At 67.0% G+C, this 21107-nt stretch carries 18 protein-coding genes; 7 read left to right on the top strand and 11 right to left on the bottom strand.

Translation table 11 applies throughout. From position 1 onward, the window contains the following. Genes ACFFGN_RS34810 through ACFFGN_RS34790 form a run of 5 tightly spaced genes read left to right on the top strand, consistent with a single transcriptional unit; the run spans position 1 to position 6524 of the window. On the top strand, positions 1-2382 hold the full coding sequence (locus ACFFGN_RS34810) for an FAD-dependent oxidoreductase (RefSeq protein WP_380057106.1): 2382 nt from the start codon (positions 1-3) through the stop codon (positions 2380-2382). Then, the gene (locus tag ACFFGN_RS34805; protein ID WP_380057103.1) at positions 2379-2762 is read left to right on the top strand and encodes an avidin-fold protein; all 384 of its coding nucleotides are present in this window, start codon (positions 2379-2381) and stop codon (positions 2760-2762) included. Before ACFFGN_RS34810 ends, ACFFGN_RS34805 begins: the two co-directional genes overlap by 4 nt. Positions 2763-2764: 2 nt before the next feature. Next, positions 2765-4015, top strand: a complete 1251-nt coding sequence (locus tag ACFFGN_RS34800; RefSeq protein ID WP_380057100.1) for an ATP-grasp domain-containing protein — start codon at positions 2765-2767, stop codon at positions 4013-4015. After that, entirely contained in the window at positions 4012-5286 is a 1275-nt protein-coding gene (locus ACFFGN_RS34795; protein ID WP_380057098.1) for an MFS transporter, read from the top strand. Before ACFFGN_RS34800 ends, ACFFGN_RS34795 begins: the two co-directional genes overlap by 4 nt. Next, positions 5286-6524 carry an ATP-grasp domain-containing protein gene (locus ACFFGN_RS34790; protein WP_380057095.1) on the top strand — a complete coding sequence of 413 codons (1239 nt, stop codon included), beginning with the start codon at positions 5286-5288 and terminating at the stop codon, positions 6522-6524. Before ACFFGN_RS34795 ends, ACFFGN_RS34790 begins: the two co-directional genes overlap by 1 nt. A 555-nt stretch (positions 6525-7079) precedes the next feature. Here the strand turns inward: ACFFGN_RS34790 and ACFFGN_RS34785 are convergent. The 11 genes from ACFFGN_RS34785 to hisD form a co-directional block, all read right to left on the bottom strand. After that, positions 7080-8477 (bottom strand): alkaline phosphatase PhoX, encoded by a 1398-nt coding sequence (locus ACFFGN_RS34785; RefSeq protein WP_380057093.1) that lies wholly within the window; start codon positions 8475-8477, stop codon positions 7080-7082. 145 nt (positions 8478-8622) lie between these two features. Further along, entirely contained in the window at positions 8623-9927 is a 1305-nt protein-coding gene (locus ACFFGN_RS34780; RefSeq protein WP_380057090.1) for an ABC transporter substrate-binding protein, read from the bottom strand. A gap of 18 nt (positions 9928-9945) precedes the next feature. Continuing rightward, positions 9946-11055: a branched-chain amino acid ABC transporter permease gene (locus ACFFGN_RS34775; RefSeq protein ID WP_380057087.1), complete on the bottom strand. Its 1110-nt coding sequence runs from the start codon at positions 11053-11055 to the stop codon at positions 9946-9948. Continuing rightward, positions 11052-11939, bottom strand: coding sequence for a branched-chain amino acid ABC transporter permease (locus ACFFGN_RS34770; protein ID WP_380057085.1), 888 nt, complete (start codon positions 11937-11939; stop codon positions 11052-11054). The genes ACFFGN_RS34775 and ACFFGN_RS34770 overlap by 4 nt, the downstream gene beginning before the upstream one ends. Further along, entirely contained in the window at positions 11936-13762 is a 1827-nt protein-coding gene (locus tag ACFFGN_RS34765; protein ID WP_380057082.1) for an AMP-dependent synthetase/ligase, read from the bottom strand. The genes ACFFGN_RS34770 and ACFFGN_RS34765 overlap by 4 nt, the downstream gene beginning before the upstream one ends. Further along, positions 13759-14547: an ABC transporter ATP-binding protein gene (locus ACFFGN_RS34760; RefSeq protein ID WP_380057079.1), complete on the bottom strand. Its 789-nt coding sequence runs from the start codon at positions 14545-14547 to the stop codon at positions 13759-13761. The genes ACFFGN_RS34765 and ACFFGN_RS34760 overlap by 4 nt, the downstream gene beginning before the upstream one ends. Then, positions 14544-15329: an ABC transporter ATP-binding protein gene (locus ACFFGN_RS34755; protein ID WP_380057075.1), complete on the bottom strand. Its 786-nt coding sequence runs from the start codon at positions 15327-15329 to the stop codon at positions 14544-14546. Before ACFFGN_RS34755 ends, ACFFGN_RS34760 begins: the two co-directional genes overlap by 4 nt. A gap of 135 nt (positions 15330-15464) precedes the next feature. Continuing rightward, on the bottom strand, positions 15465-16103 hold the full coding sequence (gene hisH / locus ACFFGN_RS34750) for an imidazole glycerol phosphate synthase subunit HisH (RefSeq protein WP_380057072.1): 639 nt from the start codon (positions 16101-16103) through the stop codon (positions 15465-15467). Next, the gene (gene hisB, locus ACFFGN_RS34745) at positions 16100-16699 is read right to left on the bottom strand and encodes an imidazoleglycerol-phosphate dehydratase HisB (protein WP_380057069.1); all 600 of its coding nucleotides are present in this window, start codon (positions 16697-16699) and stop codon (positions 16100-16102) included. Before hisB ends, hisH begins: the two co-directional genes overlap by 4 nt. A gap of 4 nt (positions 16700-16703) precedes the next feature. Beyond that, positions 16704-17795, bottom strand: a complete 1092-nt coding sequence (locus ACFFGN_RS34740) for a histidinol-phosphate transaminase (protein WP_380057151.1) — start codon at positions 17793-17795, stop codon at positions 16704-16706. Positions 17796-17797: 2 nt separating this feature from the next. Next, positions 17798-19099, bottom strand: coding sequence for a histidinol dehydrogenase (gene hisD, locus ACFFGN_RS34735; RefSeq protein ID WP_380057066.1), 1302 nt, complete (start codon positions 19097-19099; stop codon positions 17798-17800). 329 nt (positions 19100-19428) lie between these two features. Between hisD and ACFFGN_RS34730 the strand changes: the two genes are divergently transcribed. Continuing rightward, complete coding sequence (locus ACFFGN_RS34730; RefSeq protein ID WP_380057064.1) at positions 19429-20115, top strand: LON peptidase substrate-binding domain-containing protein; 687 nt, start codon at positions 19429-19431, stop codon at positions 20113-20115. 217 nt (positions 20116-20332) lie between these two features. Continuing rightward, the gene (locus ACFFGN_RS34725) at positions 20333-20767 is read left to right on the top strand and encodes a DUF4291 family protein (protein WP_380057061.1); all 435 of its coding nucleotides are present in this window, start codon (positions 20333-20335) and stop codon (positions 20765-20767) included. Positions 20768-21107 lie beyond the last annotated feature (340 nt).

Here is a 21107-nt window from a genome sequence, read left to right as displayed (position 1 = left end):
ATGAGGATCTGCGTGATCGGCGCGGGTATCGCCGGGGCACTACTGGCCTGGCGGCTGGTGGAACGTCCGGGCGTGTCGGTCGACCTGGTCACCGGCCCGCGTCACGACGACGCCACGGCGGCCTCCGGTGGCGGCGTACGCGCGTTCGAGACCCATCCACTGCAGCGCGGCCTCGCGGTACGGAGTCTGAGCGAACTGCTGGACAGCCCGCGCCTGCTCGATTGGGCCGGTTACACCGAGACCGGTTCGACGTACATCCTGGCGCCGGAGGACGGGCTCGAGGCGGCGGTCGACGAGGTGGACGAGGCCGAGCTGGTCGACGCCGGCGAACTGCGCCGCCGCGGCTGGCACGGATTACCCGACGGCACGGTCGGCGTACTGGAACGGCGGGCGGGCTTCATCCGGCCGGACCTGCTGCGCTCCGCCGTACTGGCCGAACTCGGCGGCGGTCTGCGCAGCCGGGTTCTGGTCGGTCCGGTCATCAAGCTGGCGCCCCACGACGACGGCTCCGTGAGTTGCACCTTGCCGAGCGGCACCACCCGGTACGACGCGGTGGTGGTCGCGGCCGGGCCATGGACCCCCAGCCTGCTGGCGAACAACGCGTTGCCGGCCTCGCCGTACCGGACCAAGTCGATCCAGTACGGCGTCTTCACCACGTACGGCGCCCGCCCGACGATGTTCGTGGACGAGACCACCGGGCTGTTCGGACGGCCCACGGGCAACGACCGGCTGCTGCTCGGCATCGATACCGAGCAGTGGGCGGTACCACCCGGCAGTCGCCCGCATATGCCGGACATGTCGGCGCGGGCGGTCCGGCTGGTCGCCGGGCGGCTGCCACACCTGCGGTTGCTGGCGACGGGACAAACCGTCAACAGCACCGACTGTTATGCCGATCCGCCGGTGCTGACCTTGTGGTCGGTTCTCGGCGGCACCCATCGGCTCTTCACTTTCACCGGTGGCTCGGGCGGCAGCGTGAAAACCGCCCTGGCTGCGAGCCGGACGGCGGCTCGCGACCTGCTGGAACAGGCGGATCCCCAGCAGCAGGCCACCGGGGAGACACCCCGCACCAACCCATCGCGGACGGAGAACAAGCGCATGTCGACAACGGAACAAGCCCCCGACGGACTTCCCCGGTACCACACCATCGGTATCGGCGCCGGACCGGCGAACCTATCCCTGGCGGCGTTGTACCAGTCCGCCACCGACGAGAAGCTGGCGTTGTTCGACAGCCGTCCGGTGGCCGGGTGGCACACGCCGCTGCTCTACCCGGGTGTGCGGATGCAGACCGGCTGGATGAAGGACCTGGTCTCACTGGTCGATCCCAAGCACGAGCTGTCGTTCCTGAACTACCTGGTCACCTCGGGCCGGCTGTACGCGCTGATCAACTCGCAGTTCGACGCGCTGCCCCGGATCGAGTACGAGCGCTACCTGGCCTGGTGCACCGAGAAGCTCGCGGTGGTCTCGTTCGGCGTCACGGTGAACGAGATCTCGATCACCGACGACGGCTTCCTGATCAAGCAGAACGACGAGCCGGTCGCTGTTTCCGAACACCTCGTGCTGGGTCTCGGTACCCGCCCGGTGACGCCGTCGTACTTCACCGAACTGCCGCCGGAGCGAGCGTTCATCGCCGACGATCTGGGCATGCGGCTGCCGTCGATGGACGCGCACAAGGCCGATCCGATCGCCGTGGTGGGTGGCGGCCAGACCGGTGTCGAGTGTGTACTGCGTCTGCTCGGCTCGGGTTTCACCGACATCCGCTGGATCGGCCGGCACCAGTGGTTCCGCAGTATCGACGACTCCCCGATGGCGAACGAGTTCTACCGCCCGTCGCACATCGAGTTCATGCAGGAGCTCGGCCGGGCCAAGCGCCGTGAGCTGATCACCGACCACCGCTACAGCGGCGACGCGCTCACCCCGGGTGCCCTGAAGGCGCTGTACCAGGCGAACTACGACGGTCTGCTCACCCTCGGCCGATTCCCCGTCACGCTGCTTCCGGGTCGTGACGTGACGTCGGCGGAACTGGGCACCGACGGCCGGATCACCGTGCGTTGTACGTCGCACTCGGCGCCCGAGGAGTTCGCGGTCCGGCACCTGGTCGTCGCGGCCGGGCGGGAGCACGTGGCGGCGCCGTTCGACGACGACCTGCGTGAGCGGATCGACTACGACGCCGATGACGAGATGATCGTCGAGCCGGACTACTCCGTGCGCTGGAAGGGCCGCAACGGCCACAAGATGTACACCTTCAATCACAGCCGCTACAGCCACGGTCTGACCAACGCCGGCCTGACGCAGCTGCCGGTGCGGGCCGCGATCGTGCTGAACTCGATGTTCGACCGCGAGATCTACCCGATCCGCGACGAGCTCTGTGCGGTGAAGTGGTGAGCGCTGCCGCCTGGGAACCGCAGCCCGACCTGGATATCGACGGCCGCTGGTTCCGCCTCGTCACCGACGGCGCGGCGCCGTACGGCCAGTACCACTGCGAGAACGACCTGGTCTGGGCCGAGTTCTACGCCGGCGGATCGCTGCGCAGCGGCCGGCTGGTCGGGCACCGGCAGCCCGACGGCTCGATCCGGGCCGCGTACTGCCTGCTCGGCACCGACGGCGAGCTGATCACCGGCGAATGCACCAGCATTCCGGAGGTGGTCCGCGGCACCCTGCGAATCGCCGACCACTGGGAACGGGCCGACGGCACCACCGGCGTGTCCTACATCGAGGAGATCGCGCCACCACTGACGGCGCCCAATGCAAAGAGTGAGGCCTGATCATGTCCGAACGTCCACACCTGCTGGTGGTCGCCACCGGGATGCGCTTGTTCCGCGAGTACATCCTGCGCTCGATCGGGCCGCGGTACCGGATCCACATGTTCCTGCACGCCGAACCGACCTGGGAGAAGGAGTACATCGAGGCCTGGACCGTGCTGGAGACCACGCTGGAGGCCGATCTGCTGGTCGAGGCCGCCCGCGCGCTGCACGAGAAGTCCCCGATCGACGGCGTGCTGTGCTGGGACGAGGCACGCATCCTGCAAACGGCCCACGTCGCCGAGGCGCTCGGCCTGCCCGGTGGTGACGTCGCGATGGTGAACCGCTGCCGCGACAAGCACCTGACCCGGACGGCGCTCGCGGAGTACGGCGTACCGCAGCCCGCGTCGTACCTGGTGGACACGGTCGAGGACGCCCGGGCGATCGCGGCGGACCTCGGCTATCCGGTCATCCTGAAGCCGCGAGCGCTCGCGGCGAGCCTCGGCGTGGTGAAGGTCAACAACCCCGAGGAACTCACCGAGAACTGGGAGTTCGCGCACGACACGACCGTGCCGGAGGCGCCGCACTACGACGTGAAGGTGCTGGTCGAGGAGTTCGCCGACGGGTACGAGATCAGCATCGACTCGGCCGTGTTCCACGGCCAGGTGACGCCGTTCTGCCTGGCCCGCAAGGAGATCGGCTACCCGCCGTACGCGGAGGAGATCGGTCATTACGTCGACGCGCACGACCCGCTGCTGGTGGACCAGGAGCTGATGAAGGTGCTGGCCGACGCGCATGCCGCGATCGCCTTCACCGACGGTGTGACGCACACCGAGATCATGATGACGGCAGACGGCCCGAAGGTGATCGAGATCAACGCCCGCATCGGCGGCGACATGATCCCGTACCTCGGTCTGCAGGCCACTGGCGCCGATCCGGGCCTGGCCGCGGCGGCTGTCGCGTGCGGACAGGCGCCTGAGCTGGTGCCGGACCGCGCGATGTGCGGCGGCGTGCGGTTCTTCTACGTCGACGAGAACGAAACGATCCTGGACTCGGTCGAGTTCGACAAGACGGATCTGCCCGGCACGGTCGACCAACTGGTGGTGCTGATGGAGCCGGGTGCCAACACCAGTCCCCCGCCGGTCGGCACGCTGTGGGGCCGGATCGCCTACGCGACCGCGGTGGCCACCTCGCTCGACGACTGCCGGGCCGGACTGGACGCCGCTGAGAAGGCGCTGACCTGGTCGGGCCACCGGTTGGTCAAGGAGGGGTCGTGAGCACTACCGACACCGGAATCTGGACCACGATCCGGGAAGCCCCGGTAGCGGTCAAAGCCCTGCTTGTCGGCGTTTTCGTCAACAAGCTCGGCTGGTTCCTCCAGGTCTTCCTGGTGCTGTTCCTCACCAGCTCGCAGGGATTCACCGACGTCCAGGCCGGTACGGCGCTGGGCGTGTACGGCGGCGGCTCGGTCATCGGCCTGATCATCGGTGGTTCGTTGTCCGACCGCCTCGGCCCGCGCAACGCCGTCATGATCAGCATGTTCGGTATGGCCGGGTTCGTGCTTGCCATCGCGTATGTGCCGAGTTACGCGGCTGTACTGGTCATGGTCGGTTTGGCCGGCGCTGTCGGGCAGTTCTACCGCCCGGCGTCTGCGGCACTTCTGACCGAGCTCACGCCGGAAAATCGCCAGGTGATGATCTTCGCGGTCTACCGGCTCGCGATGAACCTGGGCACGACCGCGGCACCTCTGATCGGTGCTGCGCTGCTTGCCATCTCGTGGGACTTGCTGTTCATCGGTGAGGCTATTGCCGCGCTTGCCTATGCAGCGGTTGCTGTTGTCGCTCTGCCCCGTCGTAAGACTGCAGAGGTTGCTGAGGCTTCTACCGGCTCGGAGCCGTCTGCTGCGCCTGAGGCCGTCAAGGGTGGTTATGGCGCCGTACTGAAGGACGGCCGGTATGTGCTGTTCCTGCTGTGCATGTTCATCAACGCCGCGATCTACATGCAGTACCTCGCCACGCTTCCCCTGCACATGAAGGCCGAAGGGCTCTCCACCTGGTGGTTCAGCGCGGTGGTCGCGCTGAACGGCTTCATCGTGATCACCTGCGAGTTGCTGGTGACGAAGGTGGTTCAGCACTGGGAGGCGCGTCTGGTCGCCATGACCGGGTTCGTACTGCTGGGCGGCGGTCTGGCGTTCTACGCGTTGCCCGGCGGGGTGGCGATCTTCGTGATCGGCACGCTGATCTGGACCCTCGCGGAGATCATCGGCGGACCCACGATGTTCGCCTACCCGGGGAAGGCCGCGCCGAAGCCACTGCTCGGGCGGTACGTCGGCGCCGCGCACGCGATGTTCGGCCTCGGTTCCGCGCTCGGCCCGTTCATCGGGGTCTGGATCTGGAACACGGCCGGAACCGCCGTCTGGCTCTGGTGCGGTATCGCCGGCGCTGTCGGCGTCGTACTGGCTCACTTCGGCATGAAGCGCGTGGACGTCGAGGAGCCCGTAGTGGACACCACACCGGCCACCGAACCACTACCAAGTGAGAGTGCCTGATGTCGAAATACACGATCATCGTCGACCCATTGTCGACTGGCCAGGAATACGCTGCCGCCTTCAAAGAGGCCGGACAGACGCCTGTCGCCGTACTGAGTGGGCTCGAGCCGGCTCCAGCCTTCACTGGTAGCTGGCACCCGGAGGACTTCGAGCACATCCACTACTTCGAGGGAGACCTTCCGTCGCTTGCGGACGCGTTGAAGGTCTACGAGCCGGAGTACCTGATCGCAGGTTCCGAGGCTGGCGTGGAGCTCTGCGACCAGCTCACGGAACTACTAGTCCCTGGAACGGGCAACGTCTTCGAACTGTCGACAGCCCGTCGCGACAAGTGGCAGATGGCCCAAGCGCTCGCGCGGGCTGGCGTCCCGCACCTGCGTCAACTTTGTACGGCGGACCCGGCCGAGGCCGAGCAGTGGCTGCGGGACAACGATCTACTCGGCAGACGGCTCGTCATTAAGCCGCCGAAGAGTGCCGCGGGCGACGAGGTCTACACCGTGTTCGAAGGTGGCGACTGGCGTGAGCGGTTCGACCGGGTACTGGGCCGGGACAACAAGATGGGCCTTCGCAACGACGCCGTACTGATTCAGGAGTACGCCGAAGGCACGGAGTACCTGGTCGACAGCTACTCGGTCGACGGGCGGCACGAGCTCGTGGACGTCTGCCGCTATACGAAGATCAGCCGGGGCGACAAGATCGGCATCTACCACCGGATCGACTTCCTGGCGGCGGACGATCCCGAGGTGCTCGCGCTCTGGCCGTACACCCAGCAGGTCCTCGACGCCGTTGGCATCCGCGTGGGTTGCGGTCATGCCGAGGTGATGATGACGCCCGACGGCCCGCGCCTGATCGAGGTGGCGGCCCGTCCGTCCGGCGGTGGCCACCAGATGGTCAGCGAGCTGGCCACCGGCGACAACCACATCAAGCGGACCGTCGCGCACCGGGTCCGGGGCGAGTTCCGCGAGAGCTTCGACCTGGTCCAGCACCTGCGCGGCATCTTCATCTCCGCCTACCGCACCGGCTACTTCCGCAACCGCGAGGTCTTCGACGGTATCGACGGCCTGAAGTCGTTCCACTGGATGAAGATCCTGCACGACGAGGACGCCATCGTTCCCGAAACCGTGGACCTGTTCACCTGCCTGGCCTGGGTGATCCTGATCCACAGCGACGCCCAAACCCTCGACGACGACTACCAAAAGGTCCTCGCGATGGAGAAGGCCATCGTCATCGACCAGCCGTAAGCCCGTCCGCAACGGCTGGTCGATCCCCTGCCCAGGGCCCGCTCCAGGTGGAGCGGGCCCTGGCCACGTCCAGCCAGCTCCGGCTGCTGAGTGAGCCGCGCCAACACCGGAGCCACCGGAGCCGATCGAAACACTCAAGCACTGCGTCGATTGGTCTGGATTTGACCCGCTGGAGTGGCGGCCCGCCGTGGTCACTGACGTGCATGCGGTCAAATCCGGACCAATCGACGCTAAACGCCGGCACCGAACCACCCAAGCACCGAGGCCTTCCGCACGGAACGACCCCGGGCCGAAGCGATACCTCGTCCGGGTTAGCGACGATTCGTCAGGATTTGCCCGCATGCACCTTGCTGGACACCTGACCCGCCGCTCGAGCAGGGCAAATCCAGACCAATCGACGCAGAGCTTGAGTGGTTCCGCGTGACGCAGAGCTTGAGTGGCTCCGCGTGACGCAGAGCTTGAGTGGCTCCGCGTGACGTAGGGCTTGGGTGGTGGGCACAACCAGCCCGCCGCCCTGCGGAGGACGCGGGGCGGCGGGGTATGCGTGATCGGGCGTTAGCGGCGGCGGCGCCAGGGGCCGGTGATGGCGTAGGTGATGCCGGGGTTGTAGACGTTGAAGAACATGGTTCGGCCGTCGGCGGAGAAGCCGGCGCCGGCCAGTTCACCGAATTCGGGTTCTTCCGGAGTTCCGATGTTGACGCGGTTCTTGGCGAACTTGAAGACCTCGCCGTCCTCGGTGGTGCCGAGGATGTGCTGGTCGCCGGTGCCGTCCTCGCACATCATCAGACCGCCGTACGGCGACATGGTGATGTTGTCGGGGGCATCGTACAGCGGATTGTCGTTCGGTTCCGGCCGGGTGAAGATGACCTCGAGCGTGAGGGTCTTACGGCGCGGGTCGTACCGCCAGACCTGGCCGTCGTGGTTCTGCTTCGGCCCGAGCTCGGTCCGGGCGAACGACGAGACGAAGTACACGCAGCGGTCGAGCTTGCCCCACCAGCAGCCTTCGAGCTTGTAACCACCGGTGATCGGCTTCTTGTACTCCTGGGCCCGAACCGACACGGTCGTGGCCAGCGGATCCGGCACCTTCACCCACTGCACGTCGTGGAAGACCGCGCCTGCCTCCTGCACGGTCGACATGTCGAGCAGACCCGGCACGTGCATGGCCTGCAGCTCGCCACCCGCGCGGAGACTGCCCCAACCGCCGCACGGACGCTCGGGCAGGAACCGGTAGAACCCGCCCAGCGGCGCGACGAAGGCGTCCTCGGTCTCGTAGACGATGCCCGTCGCCGGGTCGAGCGCGACCGCCTCGTGCTGGAATCGGCCCATCGCCGTCAACGGAGTCGGGTCCACGTTGCGGCGGTTGTCGTACGGGTCGACCTCGAAGATGTAGCCGTGGTCCTTCGTGTAACCGGCGTCGCCCTTGCGGCGTTCGGTCTCCTCGCAGGTGAGCCAGGTCCGCCACGGGGTGGGACCACCCGAGCAGTTGACCGCCGTACCGCCGAGGCTGGTGTATTCGTCCAGCGGCTGGTTGTGCCGGTCGACCACGATCGTGCTGGTACCACCGACGGTGCCGGGGTCGTACGTACGCTCCGGCGGCGCCTTCAGCGGGTTCCGGGCGGTCAGGTTGCACTCGTGGTTGCGGACCAGCCGCGCGCCACCGTGCTTGTCCGGGAAAACGCCCATACCGTCGAAGCGGCTGGCGCTCTTGAGCCCGTCGGGGCGCAACTCGCCCTCGCGGGACACGATCTTGTACTTGAAGCCGTGCGGCAGGTCGAGCATGCCGTCCGGGTCGGGTACGAGCGGCCCGTAGCCGACCTTCGGCCCGGACGTGCCGAGCGCGGGCTGGGCCGAGTACAACGCCTCGACTGACCCGGCCACGCTGACGGCGATACCGGCCGCGGCGGTGCGAGCGATGAGCTGACGGCGAGTCAGGGCGGATGACTGTTCGGTCACTGGACGGCCTCCTTGGGCGGGACGGAACCCGCGGTACATCGGGTGGTCATCAGTGAACGTACGGTGAACAACTGGCAAACGACAAGACCTATCGCCTGCCCTGTGCGGAGCGTGACGACCGCACAGGGCAGGAACGGGAAAGCGGTTACTGATAGCAGGGCTTGCTGAACGAGTAGCCCTCCGCGGTCTTGCCGGTGAAGAACTGCTTCTCCACCTTCACCCCCGTCGGCGACGGCGCGTCGACCTTGGAGATGATGCTCTGCCGGAAGACCCGGTCGTTCGCCTCACCGCCGTACTTGCCGGCCTCGGGCGGCAGCATGCCCTCGTAGTCGACCGTCTCCAGCGACTTGGCTGCGGCGAGCAGTCCCGCACGGGTCAGGTCCTTGCTCTCGACGGCCTTCTGCAGCGCGGCCCGCATCGGGTACGACCAGACCCAGCCGGCCGTGTAGCCGTCGCTCGGCGCCGCCTTGAACATCGCCTCGTCGAGTGTCTCCCGCAGCGCCTGGTGCCCCGGGCTGTCCGTGCCGTACGGCGCCCAGGGGCCCGACTGCAGGTACAACGCGGTGAGCGCGGGAGCAGCCGGCGACTTCAGCAGCGCGGGGTTCCAGGTCGGGCTGGTGCCGATGAACTTGCCCTTGAACCCGGCCTGCGCCGCCCCGCCCACGATCGTCGCGGCCTCGGTCGGACCCGTGCTCAGAATGACCAGATCGGGCTTGGCCGCGACCAGTTTCGCCACCGCTGAGCCCTGGTTCTCCTGCCCGGGCGCGGTCGGGATATCGGTGAAGGTCATGCCGTTGGCCTCGGCCGCGATCTTCGCACCAGCGGCCGCGTCGTCACCGTAGTCACCCGGGAAGTGCACCGCCGCGACGGACTTGGCCTGCAACGTCTCCGCGCCGTAGTCCACCGAGTTCATCGACTCGAAGCAGTAGTTGGTTCCCGACTCCAAGATGACGTCCTCGAAGGCCCAGGCCGACGTCCACGAGGCCGGTACGGCGACCACGCCGCTCGACTTCAGATCGGCCAGGATCGCGGCGGTGGGAGGCGAACCGAGGGTCTGCGCCAGACCGAGTACGTCCGGCTTGATCTCGGAGTAGACCTCGTTGTGGATCTGCGGGTTGTACTTGTTGTCCTTGGTGAACTTGGTGATGTCCACCTCGTAGCCACCGATGCCGCCGGCCGCGTTGACCCGCTTCCAGAATGCCTTCTGCCCTTCGGTGACGGACACGCCGAGCGCCTTGAACGGGCCCTCGGTCAGGTCCGAGATCACCCCGAGGTAGATGCAGCCGCGCGACTTGTCGACCGCCTCCGGGCATGGCTCCTTGGTCACGCCGACGTCGAACTTGACGCCTTCGGTGCCCTGTTGTGTCTCCGGTGCGTCGTTGCGGCACCCCGCGACGGCCAGTACGGCGGCCACCAGGCCCACCGCAATCGCCCTAGTGCTTCTGCGCATGACAACTCCCTCCCGGGATTAGTGCGAGAACGGCCAGGTCTTCCAGTAGTTGCGGATACGGATCCAGATGCCGAACAGCCCGCGGGGTTCGAAGATCAAGAACCCGATGATGAGCAGGCCGTACAGAATCGTCTCGAGCTGGAACACGCTGATCCCGGCGCCGGTGGAGCTCGAGCTCACGAACGGCAGGATGGCGGGAAGTTCGCGGGTGACCCGCGGCAGCAAGGTGATGAACAGCGCGCCCATCACCGAGCCCGAGATGGTCGCGACGCCACCGATCAGGATCATCGCGATGTACTGCACCGACAAGCCGAGGTTGAACGACCCCGGTTCGACGAAGCCGATCATCACGTACAGCAGGGCGCCCGCGACGCCCGCGTAGAACGACGACACCGCGAACGCGATCATCTTGTAGCGGGTCACGTCCACGCCGATCACCTCGGCAGCGAGATCGCGGTCCCGTACGGCGGCCAGCGCGCGCCCGATCCGGGAGCGGACCAGGTTCCGCGCGAGCACGCCGAAGATCACCAGCAGCACGAACATCAGGAGGTAAAGCTTCTGCGCCTTCGTGAAGAACGCGCCGTCCACCGCGAACTGGATGCCGAACAACTCCGGTACGGCGGCCGGCCGGCCTACTCCGACACCACCGGTCAGGCTCTTCCAGTGCTTGAAGACGTGCTCCCCGATGAACACCAGCCCGAGCGTCACCACCGCCAGGTACAACCCGCGCAAGCGCGCGGCCAGCGGTGCCACGATCAGCCCGGCCAGTCCCGCGACCAGTCCGGACGCGAGCAGCCAGACCGGGATCGAGGTGATGCCGAAACCGATCAGCCGCGGGCTGTCCGGATCGCCCGACACGGCCGCGGCGGTATACGCCCCGAGCGCGAGGAAAAACGCGTGCCCGAGCGAAACCTGACCGGCGTACCCGGTGACGAGGTTGAGGCCGATCGCGCCGATGGCCGCCACGAACGCGGTGGCCAGTACGACGAGCAGGTCGTCCTCCAGCAGGAACGGCATCAGCACCGCCACGAGGACGAGTACCACGGTCCAGGCCCGTTTGGTCGGGGTGTTCAGCAACGCCATGTCCTGGGCGTACGACAGGTACAACTGCGGGCGGCCCCTGCTCATATCCGTTCCACCTCCCTGGTGCCGAACAAGCCGTACGGTCTGACCAGCAGGACCGCGAGCATGAGCAGATACGGGACCACCAGGAAGAAGTCGCCGCCGAAGATCGGGCTGACCCGGCCGCCGTACGAGCCGACCAGTGCCTCCACCACGCCGATCGCGAGACCGGCCACCACGGCACCGCCCAGCGAATCGAGACCGCCGAGAATGATGACCGGTAAGGCCTTCAGCGCGGTGAGCCAGAGGTTCTGCTCCAACCCGATGCCGGTGGACAGGAACACTCCGGCGAGCGCGGCCAGCATCGCCGCGAGCGCCCACGACAGCGAGAAGACCCGGCCGACCGAGATGCCCTGGGCGAGCGCCACCTCCTGGTCGTACGACGCGGCGCGCATCGCGAGGCCCATCCGCGAGTACCGGTAGAACGCGAACAGCGCGGCGACCACCAGCAGGGTCGCGACCAGCGTGGCCAGGTGGCGCTGGTCGATCGTCAGGCCGAACACGGTTAGTTGCCGCAGGCCCCAAGGGTCGGCCATCTGGCGGATGTCCAGGCCGATGAACGAGTTGACCACCGTGCGGATCACGATGTCCACGCCAAGGGTGATGATCGCGATCACGAAGACGGGCTTGCCGATCATCGGGCGCAGCGCGAGCCGTTCGACCCCGGCGCCGAGCAGCCCGGTCAGCAGTAACGCGACCAGCAGCGCCAGCCAGAAGTCCATCCGCAGGACCAGATGGCTGACCAGCGTCGCGCCCGCCATCATGAAGGCCGGCTGCGCGAAACTGATCACCCGCATGGACTTGTAGATGATCACGAAGCCCAACGCCAGCAGGGCATAGATCGAGCCACTGCCGAGTCCGCGGATCAGCGTCGCGAGGAAGTCGTTCATCGCCGGCCTCCCGAATACATCGACTCGACCAGGTCGGTGAAGGCCGTCGTCACCGCGCTGCGCTTGACTTTCTGGGTCGCGGTGAGCTCGCCGTCCTCATGGTCCAGCAGCTTCGGCAACAGCCGGAACTGCTTGATCTGCTCGACCGTCGCGAACCGCTCGTTGATCTCGGTGACCACCTCCTGGACGAGTGCGATCACCTCCGGCTTCGACGCGAGATCGTGGTACGTCGAGTAGGCCAGCCGCCGGGTCTGGGCCCAGTGGCCGACCGTGTCCGGCTCGATCCCGATCAGCGCGGTCAGATAGCTGCGCCGGTCCCCGATCACGATGGCCTCCTTGATGTACGGCGAGGCCTTGAGCGCGTTCTCGATCTCCGATGGCGCGATGTTCTTGCCACCGGCGGTGATGATGATGTCCTTCATCCGGTCGGTGATACGCAGGTGCGTGCCGTCGACCCACTCCCCCACGTCGCCGGTGTGCAACCAGCCGTCGGCGTCGATCACCCGCGCGGTCGCCTCCGGGTCCTGCCAGTAACCGGCGAACGTGCCGCCGTGCCGGGTCAGGATCTCGCCGGTCTGCTCGTCCACCTTCAGCTCGACCCCGTCGTGCACCTCGCCGACCGTGCCGAGTTTGACCCGGCCCGGCCGGTTCGCGGTCGCGACGGCGGTGTTCTCGGTCATGCCGTACACCTCGTGCATCGGCACGCCCAGGCCCATGAAGAACCGCAGTACGTCCGGGGCGATCGGCGCCGCGCCACAGGCGGCGTACCGCACCTTGCGCAGGCCGATCCGGTCCAGCAACGCGCGGTAGAAGAACACGTAGCCGATCGCGTACTGCAGCCGCGAGCCGATCGTGTGCCGGCCCTCGTTGGCCACCAGAGTGGTTCCGATCGCGTCGGCCCGGCGCAGCCAGAACCGGCCCATCGCGCGCTTGACCGGGCTGGCGGATTCCGACCTGATCTGGATACCGGCGGCGATCTTCTCCCAGATTCGCGGTACGCCGAACAGGATCGACGGCTGCACCTCGCGCAGGTTGCCCTGCACCGTCTCGATCGACTCGGCGAAGTGCACGCACACCCCGGCGGCGGCGCTGAACCAGCAACTGAAGATCCGCTCCGCGACATGGCACAACGGCAGGTACGAAAGACTGAGGTCCTTCGAGGACGGCGGCGGCGAGGTGAACCCGCCACGTTCGACCAGTTCGACGATCGCGAACTCCACGTTCGCCACCGAAAGCATCGCGCCCTTCGGCGGCCCGGTGGTCCCCGACGTGTAGATCAGCGCCACGATGTCGTCCGGTTGCGCCTCGGCCATCCGAGTGGTCACCGCGTCCGGATGCTGCTCACGGTGTTCGAAGCCGAGGGCAAGGAAATCCGGCCAGGCCAGCAAGCGCTGGTCGTCGTACCGGTTCCGGATGCCGCGTGGTTCCAGGTAGACGATGTACTCGAGCTCGGTGTCCACCGCGAGCGCCTTGTCGACCTGTTCCTGGTCCTCCGCGATCAGCACGCGCGCGCCGGAATGCTTCAGCAGGTAGCCGACCTCCGGAGCCGGGTTGGTCGGATAAAGGCCGACCGTGACCGCGCGGACCGCGACGATGCCGATATCGCTGTAAAGCCACTCGCGCCGGTTCTCCGAGTGGATCGCGATCCGATCGCCCACCTCGACTCCGAGGGCCAGCAACGCGTGCCCGACCAGCTCCGCGGTCTCCCAGTACGCCGACCAGCTGACCTGCTGCCAGACGCCAAGGTCCTTCTCCCGCAGGGCGATCCGCTCGGGTGTCTGCTCAGCCCTGGTCTTGACCCGGCTCGCGACGGTCCTGGTCATGAGGTGATCCGATGCTCTTCGCCGAGGTAGGCCCGGATCACGTCGGGATCCGCCGCGACCTCGCGTGGACGACCCGTACGGATCGGACGGCCGAAGTCGATCACCATGATCCGGTCGGCCAGATCCATCACCAGGCCCATATCGTGTTCGACCATCACCATCGCCAGGCCGAGCTCGTCGCGAATGTCGAGGATGAACCGGGCCATGTCCTCGGTCTCCTCCAGGTTCATCCCGGCCACCGGCTCGTCCAGCAGGAGCAGCCGCGGTTCGGACGCGAGCGCCCGGCCGAGTTCCACCCGCTTCTGCACGCCGTACGGCAACAGGCCGACCGGCAGGCGGCGCCACTGCTCGAGTTCGAGGAAGTCGACGATCTCCTCGACCTTGGCGCGATTGGTCAGCTCGTTCTGCCGGGCGGTACCGAACCACGCGAAGGCCTGCAGCACGCCGTACGGATGGTGGTGATGGCGGCCGAGCATGAGGTTGTCGATCACCGTGAGGTTCGAGAACAACTCGATGTTCTGGAAGGTGCGGGCGATGCCGAGCTTGGCGATCTGGCTGGGCCGTTTCCCCAGTAGATCCACGTCTTCGTCTTCCTCGGCCTTGAACCGGACCTTGCCCTGCTCGGGCCGGTAGACCCCGGAGAGCACGTTGAAGATGGAGGTCTTACCGGCGCCGTTCGGGCCGATGACCGCGAACAGCTCGCCTTCACCGACTTCGAAGCTGACGCCGTTGAGCGCGGTGACGCCGGAGAAGGAGAGCACGACATCCTCGAAGGTCAGGATCACGACAACCACCTCTTGCGGCGCTTGTAGTGCTTGACGTCCCGGAAGGACTTGGACGCGCCTTCGGCACCTAGGCCGAGGTAGAACTCGCGTACGTCCCCGTCGTCGAGCAAGGCCGCCGCGGGCTTGTCCATCACCATGGCGCCGTTCTCCATCACGTAGCCGTGTTCGGCGATCGAGAGCGCCATCGCCGCGTTCTGTTCGACCAGCAGCACGGTCGTGCCTTGTGCGTTGATCTCCACGATCACGTCCCGGATCTGCTGCACGATCATCGGCGCGAGACCCAGGCTCGGTTCGTCCAGCAGCAGGTAGCGCGGATCGGACATCAGCGCACGGCCGATGGCCAGCATCTGCTGTTCGCCACCGGACAGATAGCCCGCGGTTTTACGCCGGCGATCCGCCAGCACCGGGAACAGCTGGTAGGTGCGATCGAGGTTCTGCCGGGTCGCGCGGGGTTTGACGTGCGCCCCGACGCGCAGGTTCTCCTCGACGGTGAGCTCGGCGAAGATCCGCCGGCCCTCCATCACCTGCTTGATGCCGCGCTCGGCGATCCGGCTCGCCTGCAGACCGTGGATCGGCTCGCCGTCGAGCGTGATCCGGCCGCGGCTGACCCGGCCCTCATGGACATCGAGCAGCCCGGACAGCGCACGCAACAGCGTCGACTTACCGGCACCGTTGGCCCCGAGCAGGGCAACGATCCGCCCCTGCTCGACCTGGAGACTCACGCCTCGCAGTACCAGCATCACATCGTCGTACACGACTTCGAGGTTCTGCACAGCCAGCACGTACGGCCTCCTGGAATCCCCGAGATTCCGAAGCGTTTGGCGTGTGAGTGTGACAGCATCGATGTCATCTACGGAAGTGGCCGAAGGCAAAAACCTCGCGTCGATGCCCGAACCGTGACCGGTGTCAGGAGTGAATCAGGCTAGGGAGCTGACCCAGTTCCGTAGCAGGGCGGCGCCGGCGTCCCCGGACTTCTCCGGATGGAACTGCGTCGCCATCAACGGCCCGTTCTCGACGGCCGCGACGAACCGGTCTCCGCCGTACGACGCCCAGGTCACCTTGGGCGTGACGGATTCCCGGGTTTCGGTGAGGCGCCACTCGCGAACGCCGTACGAGTGCACGAAGTAGAACCGCTCGCCCTCGATGCCCTTGAACAGCTCGGTACCGTCGGCGGCCTCGACCGTGTTCCAGCCCATGTGCGGGATCGGCTCGGTGGTCTGCAGGCGCTCGACCACTCCCGGCCACTGGTCGCAGCCGTCGGTCTCGACACCATGCTCAATGCCTTGTCCGAACAAGATCTGCATGCCCACGCAGATCCCGAGCACCGGCCGGCCCCGGGTGAGCCGCTGATCGATCAGCTTGTCACCGCGAACCGCCTTGAGGCCGGTCATGCACGCCTCGAACGCGCCGACGCCCGGAACCAGCAGGCCGTCGGCGTTCAGCGCCTCGTCGAAGTCGGCCGTCACGGTGACGTCGGCGCCAACGCGTTGCAGCGCACGCTCGCCACTGCGGATATTGCCCGAGCCGTAGTCCAGCAGAACGACCTTCGCCGTCACAGGGCTCCCTTGGTGCTGGGAATGCCCGGCTGGCGCGGGTCGAGCTCGGCCGCGGCGCGCAGGGCCCGGGCGAACGCCTTGAACTGGGCCTCGACGATGTGGTGCGGGTCGCGTCCGGAGATCACCCGGATGTGGATGCAGATGGCCGCGTTGAAGGCCAGCGTCTCGAAGACGTGCTGGGTCAGCGAACCGGCGTAGTCGCGACCGATCACGGCGTACACCTGTCCGTCGGGCTCACCGGTGTGCACGCAGTACGGCCGGCCGGACAGGTCCACCGTGCAGTGCACCAGCGCCTCGTCCAGCGGCACGGTCGCGTCGCCGAACCGGCGGATACCGCGCTTGTCGCCGAGGGCTTCCTTGAGCGCCTGACCGAGGCCGATCGCGGTGTCCTCGACGGTGTGGTGGGCGTCGATGTGCAGATCGCCGACCGTGTTCACCTGCAGGTCGAGCAGCGCGTGCTTGGCCAGCGCGTTCAGCATGTGGTCGTAGAAGCCGACGCCGGTCGAGATGTCCGCGCGGCCGGTGCCGTCGAGATCGACCTCGATCACGACCTTCGACTCGCTGGTCTCACGTTCGACCCGGGCAGTCCTGCTCATCGGTTCACCTTTCACTTGCCTTGAGCACCTTCTCGAGGGCGGCCTTGAAGGCGGCCATCTCGGCGGCGGTGCCGATGGAGACGCGGAGCCAGCCGTCCGGCCCGGTCTCCCGGATCAGGACACCGTCGTCGAGCAGCGACTGCCAGACGGCATGCCGCTGCCGGAAGGTGCCGAACAGTACGAAGTTGGCGTCGGAGTCGACCGCCTGCAGACCCTGGCTGTGCAACCAGTGCACGGTCTCGTCCCGCTCCTGCCGGAGCTGGCCGACCCGGCTCAGCAACTCCTCGGAGTGCCTCAGGGCGGCCCGCGCGACGGCCTGTGTCACCGCGGACAGGTGGTACGGCAGCCGGACCACCCGCAGCGCGTTGATCAGGTCGTTGCTCGCGGCAAGATAACCGAGCCTCGCCCCCGCAAGCGCGAAGGCCTTCGACATCGTGCGCGCGACGGCCAGGTTCGGGTACGACGGGAGCAGCGTCGTGGCGCTGGGAGTTCCCTCGCGACGGAATTCGCCGTACGCCTCGTCCACGACCAGGACCGAGCCGAGTTCCGCCGTACGGGCCGCGATCGCCTCGATCAGGTCGATCGGCAGCGCCGTACCGGTGGGGTTGTTCGGTGAGGCGAGCAGCACGACCGACGGGCGATGCCGCGAGATCGCCGCGAGGGCCTTGCTCCGGTCGAGCGTGAAGTCGCCCTCGCGACGCCCGACGATCCACTCGGTGTGGGTGTCGCGCGCGTACTCCGGGTACATCGAGTAGGTCGGGGCGAAGCTCAGCGCCCGCCGGCCCGGACCACCGAAGGCCTGCAGGATGTGCAGCATCACCTCGTTGGACCCGTTGGCGGCCCAGAGCTGCTCCGGCCGGAGGATGGCGCCGGACTCGCGATAGAGGTACGCCGCCAGGTCGGCCCGCAGGTCGAGGAACTCGCGGTCCGGGTACCGGTTGAGGCCCGCCGCTGCCTGCGCGACGGCGTGCGCGATATCAGCGACGACTCGCTCGCTGGGGGGATACGGGTTCTCGTTGACGTTGAGCGCGACGGGCACGTCCAGCTGGGGTGCGCCGTACGGCTCGAGGTGACGGAACTCTTCCCTGATCGGCAGGCTCACTGGGTGAACCTCTGGGTGATCGCCGCACCGTGGGCCGGTAGGTCCTCCGCGTTCGCGAGGGTGACCACGTGACCGGCGACGTCCTCGAGGGCCTCGCGGGTGTAGTTCACCACGTGCATGGCCTTGAGGAAGCTCCGCACCGACAGACCCGACGAGTGGCAGGCACAACCGGCCGTCGGCAGGACGTGGTTCGACCCGGCGCAGTAGTCGCCCAGGCTGACCGGCGACCAGGCCCCGATGAAGACGGCGCCCGCGTTGTTGATCGTTTCGGCCCTTTGTTCGGCGTCGGCGGTCTGGATCTCAAGGTGCTCGGCGCCGTACGCGTCAACGACCGCCGTGCCTTGATCAAGGTCGTCCACCAGCACGATGCCGGATTGCTCACCGCTGAGCGCCTCGGTGATGCGCTCGGCGTGCTTCGTGTTCTGGACTTGCTTGATCAGCTGGGCTTCGACCTCGTCGGCCAGCTTGGTGCTGGGCGTGACGAGCACGCTCGCGGCCATCGGGTCGTGCTCCGCCTGGCTGATCAGGTCGGCCGCGACGTGCCCGGCGTCGGCCGTGTCATCCGCGAGTACGGCGATCTCGGTGGGCCCGGCCTCGGAGTCGATCCCGATCTGGCCCTTCAGCAACCGCTTGGCCGCGACCACATAGATATTGCCCGGGCCGGTGATCATATTGACCTTGCGGCAGCCCTCAAACCCGTACGCGAAACCGGCGATGGCCTGCGCCCCGCCCATCGCGTACACCTCATCGATGCCGAGCAGCTCGCACACGGCCAGGATCGTGGGGTGCGGCAGCCCGTCCTGCTGTGGCGGCGACGCGACAGCCAGTGAAGGCACTCCGGCGACCTGCGCTGGTACGACGTTCATCACGACGCTCGACGACAACGGCGCGCGCCCGCCCGGCACGTACAGCCCGACGCGCTGGACCGGCACCAGGCGCTGGGTGACCCGGCCGCCCTTGGCCGGTTCCGAGTGCACGTCCTCGCCGCGCTCGTCCTCGCTCACCTCGCGGACGCGGCGAATCGACTCCTCGAAGGCGCTCCGGATGGCCGGATCAAGCTCTTCGAGGGCGGTTTTCAGCGCCTCGGCTGGTACGCGCAGATCGGTGACCGCCACATGGTCGAACTTCGCGCCGAACTCACGAATGGCGTCGGCACCCCGATGGCGGACGGCTTCCGTGATGGGTCGGACGACGTCGAGAGCCTTCTCGACATCGAACTCGGCTCGGGGCACAAGGGCCTGAAGGTCAAGGACCTCACCAGCAGCCACGCGGCCCCGCAGGTCAACGCGGCGAATCATGCCCCAAGTTTACCGTCCACCACCCCCACCCCCACCGCCCCGTCCACAACGGCGCGCCCATCCAGATCCTGCCTCCGCATTCATCGGTCTGCATCTGCCCGCCCTCTCCACAACCCGCCACCTCGCCGCCAATCCAAGCGGGCAGATTCGGACCGATGAATGCCACCCCACCGACCGCCACCCACTTCCCACCTCCCCACCCCGGGCGCGTCATCGGACCCTTGTAACCAGGCGTGTCGCCCTTCATCGGACCCTTGTGACCATCCCGTGGCGGGCCGGGGACTTGTAATCGCGGGTGTCGGCGTGGGGCTGGGCACTACGCTCGTGACATGGACTCCCGCCTGCCCCTGCTGACCGTCGACACGGTCCTTTTCCCGGGGCTGGTCATACCGGTACCGGTGCGCGACGCGCAGAGCCGCGCCGTCATCCGCGACCTGGTCGAAAACGGCGGCGAACTCGTCTGCGGCGCGGTGACCATCCGCGACGGCTACGAACTCGGCGACCGCGTCTTCCGTTCCCTGCACGGCATCGGCTGCGCCGCCAGCATCTCCGAGATCACCATGGACGCCGGCAACGGCGCGACCGGGGCCCTCGAAGGCCCGATGGAGGTGACTCTGACGGGCAACCGTCGCTTTCAGGTCGCCGAACTCGATGCCGAAGGCGACTACCTGGTCGCCAACGTCGACTGGCTACCCGAAACCCCCGGCGACGACCCCCTCGGCGCAGCCACCATCGCCGTCAACCGCTTCCGCCGCTACGCCGAAGCCGTCACCGAGATCAGCCAACCGGGCCTCCACATCGGCAGCCTCCCCGACGACCCAAGCACCCTCTCGTACCTCATGTCCGCCGCCATGGTCCTCCTAACCCCGGAACGCCAAAAGCTCCTGGAAGCCACCGACACCACCACCCGCCTAGCCCACCTAGTCGGCCTCCTAGACGCCGAACTAGCCGCCATAACCGCCCTCCCCAGCCTCCCCGCCGTAGACCTCCCCTGGTCCAACATGTCCCCCAACTAACTGCTCGGTAATGGTTACTTACCGCCAGAATGCTCCGTGTCGCGGCGTCGACTTCTTCTAGCGTGGGCACCGTGCGCAACGGTCTCCTCGCCCAGCGAAGGCACATCGCAGTGCCAGTAGTTCCGGCGGATGGCAACTCATCCGCGTATCGCACCCATTGCAGCACACCGAAGACGAGCACCTTTACTGGAGGGCTCAACCGGGTTTCGGCGAAACTATGGCTATTTGCATCTCACGATGGGCCACTAAGCTCAGCCAAGAACACATCCTGGCCATCCAGATTACTCGCGCCGGCTTTGAGGAAGCACTCTCCCTTTCGTGCCTCAGTCATTTCGAGGCTGACGTCTATGCCGATCACGCCACCTGGGCAGCACGTAAAGAGGCGAGTTCGGTCAGGGTTCAGTGGGACCCTGAGCGCAGTATCACCCTCGCGCCACTTCCGTGGCGTTCGATCCAAGTTGGTCTCAGTGGCCCTGCCACCCGCGCCTACGTTAACGATTGGATCGTCCACATCGACGATGTCACCGAGCGGGTGCGTGAGATCCAGTGCGCCATTGCCGGAGGCGCACTGGATACCGCGCGTTCGCTGCTTCCTGCCGAACGGCCCTACCCGTTGCCGGTCGGCCTGGCCCTAACCATAGGTGCGCATTGAATTGGATTAGCCGCCGTCGGCAACCGCCACCGTTGCCGCACCCGCCACTCGAAGCAGCCAGACAAGTGCCCCAAGTGCCGCTGGCCATCCGGTAACTTCTACGAGAATTGCGGCTGAATGCTGGTCCTGCACTACGGCATCCCACCAATACCATTGGCGCTCGGCCGGATTCAGCCAGGCTAGCCAATCGGCGACACTCCATGGCGCCTCGCTAGATGCCTTAGCCCGAGCGTCATCGTCCAAGCCACGCCACCAACTCAGCCATTTCTGAGCTTCATCGACGGACTGTGCCGGCGCGCAGCCGGCTACGAACCACCCAGGCAACCTCAGCGCCACCGCG

It is taken from the genome of Kribbella deserti, assembly GCF_042434725.1.
In the GTDB taxonomy this organism is placed as follows: Bacteria; Actinomycetota; Actinomycetes; order Propionibacteriales; family Kribbellaceae; genus Kribbella; species Kribbella deserti.
The sequence above is the reverse complement of the archived record's forward strand: the minus strand, read 5'-3'. Positions and strand labels throughout refer to the sequence as shown.

Excerpts from the sequence above, each read along its gene's own strand:
- ACFFGN_RS34765 (WP_380057082.1), bottom strand. The coding sequence starts at position 13,762 with ATGACCAGGACCGTCGCGAGCCGGGTCAAGACCAGGGCTGAGCAGACA.
- ACFFGN_RS34770 (WP_380057085.1), bottom strand. The coding sequence starts at position 11,939 with ATGAACGACTTCCTCGCGACGCTGATCCGCGGACTCGGCAGTGGCTCG.
- ACFFGN_RS34810 (WP_380057106.1), top strand. The coding sequence starts at position 1 with ATGAGGATCTGCGTGATCGGCGCGGGTATCGCCGGGGCACTACTGGCC.
- hisD (WP_380057066.1), bottom strand. The coding sequence starts at position 19,099 with ATGATTCGCCGCGTTGACCTGCGGGGCCGCGTGGCTGCTGGTGAGGTC.
- ACFFGN_RS34725 (WP_380057061.1), top strand. The coding sequence starts at position 20,333 with ATGGCTATTTGCATCTCACGATGGGCCACTAAGCTCAGCCAAGAACAC.
- ACFFGN_RS34790 (WP_380057095.1), top strand. The coding sequence starts at position 5,286 with ATGTCGAAATACACGATCATCGTCGACCCATTGTCGACTGGCCAGGAA.
- ACFFGN_RS34800 (WP_380057100.1), top strand. The coding sequence starts at position 2,765 with ATGTCCGAACGTCCACACCTGCTGGTGGTCGCCACCGGGATGCGCTTG.
- ACFFGN_RS34730 (WP_380057064.1), top strand. The coding sequence starts at position 19,429 with ATGGACTCCCGCCTGCCCCTGCTGACCGTCGACACGGTCCTTTTCCCG.
- ACFFGN_RS34780 (WP_380057090.1), bottom strand. The coding sequence starts at position 9,927 with ATGCGCAGAAGCACTAGGGCGATTGCGGTGGGCCTGGTGGCCGCCGTA.
- ACFFGN_RS34775 (WP_380057087.1), bottom strand. The coding sequence starts at position 11,055 with ATGAGCAGGGGCCGCCCGCAGTTGTACCTGTCGTACGCCCAGGACATG.
- hisB (WP_380057069.1), bottom strand. The coding sequence starts at position 16,699 with ATGAGCAGGACTGCCCGGGTCGAACGTGAGACCAGCGAGTCGAAGGTC.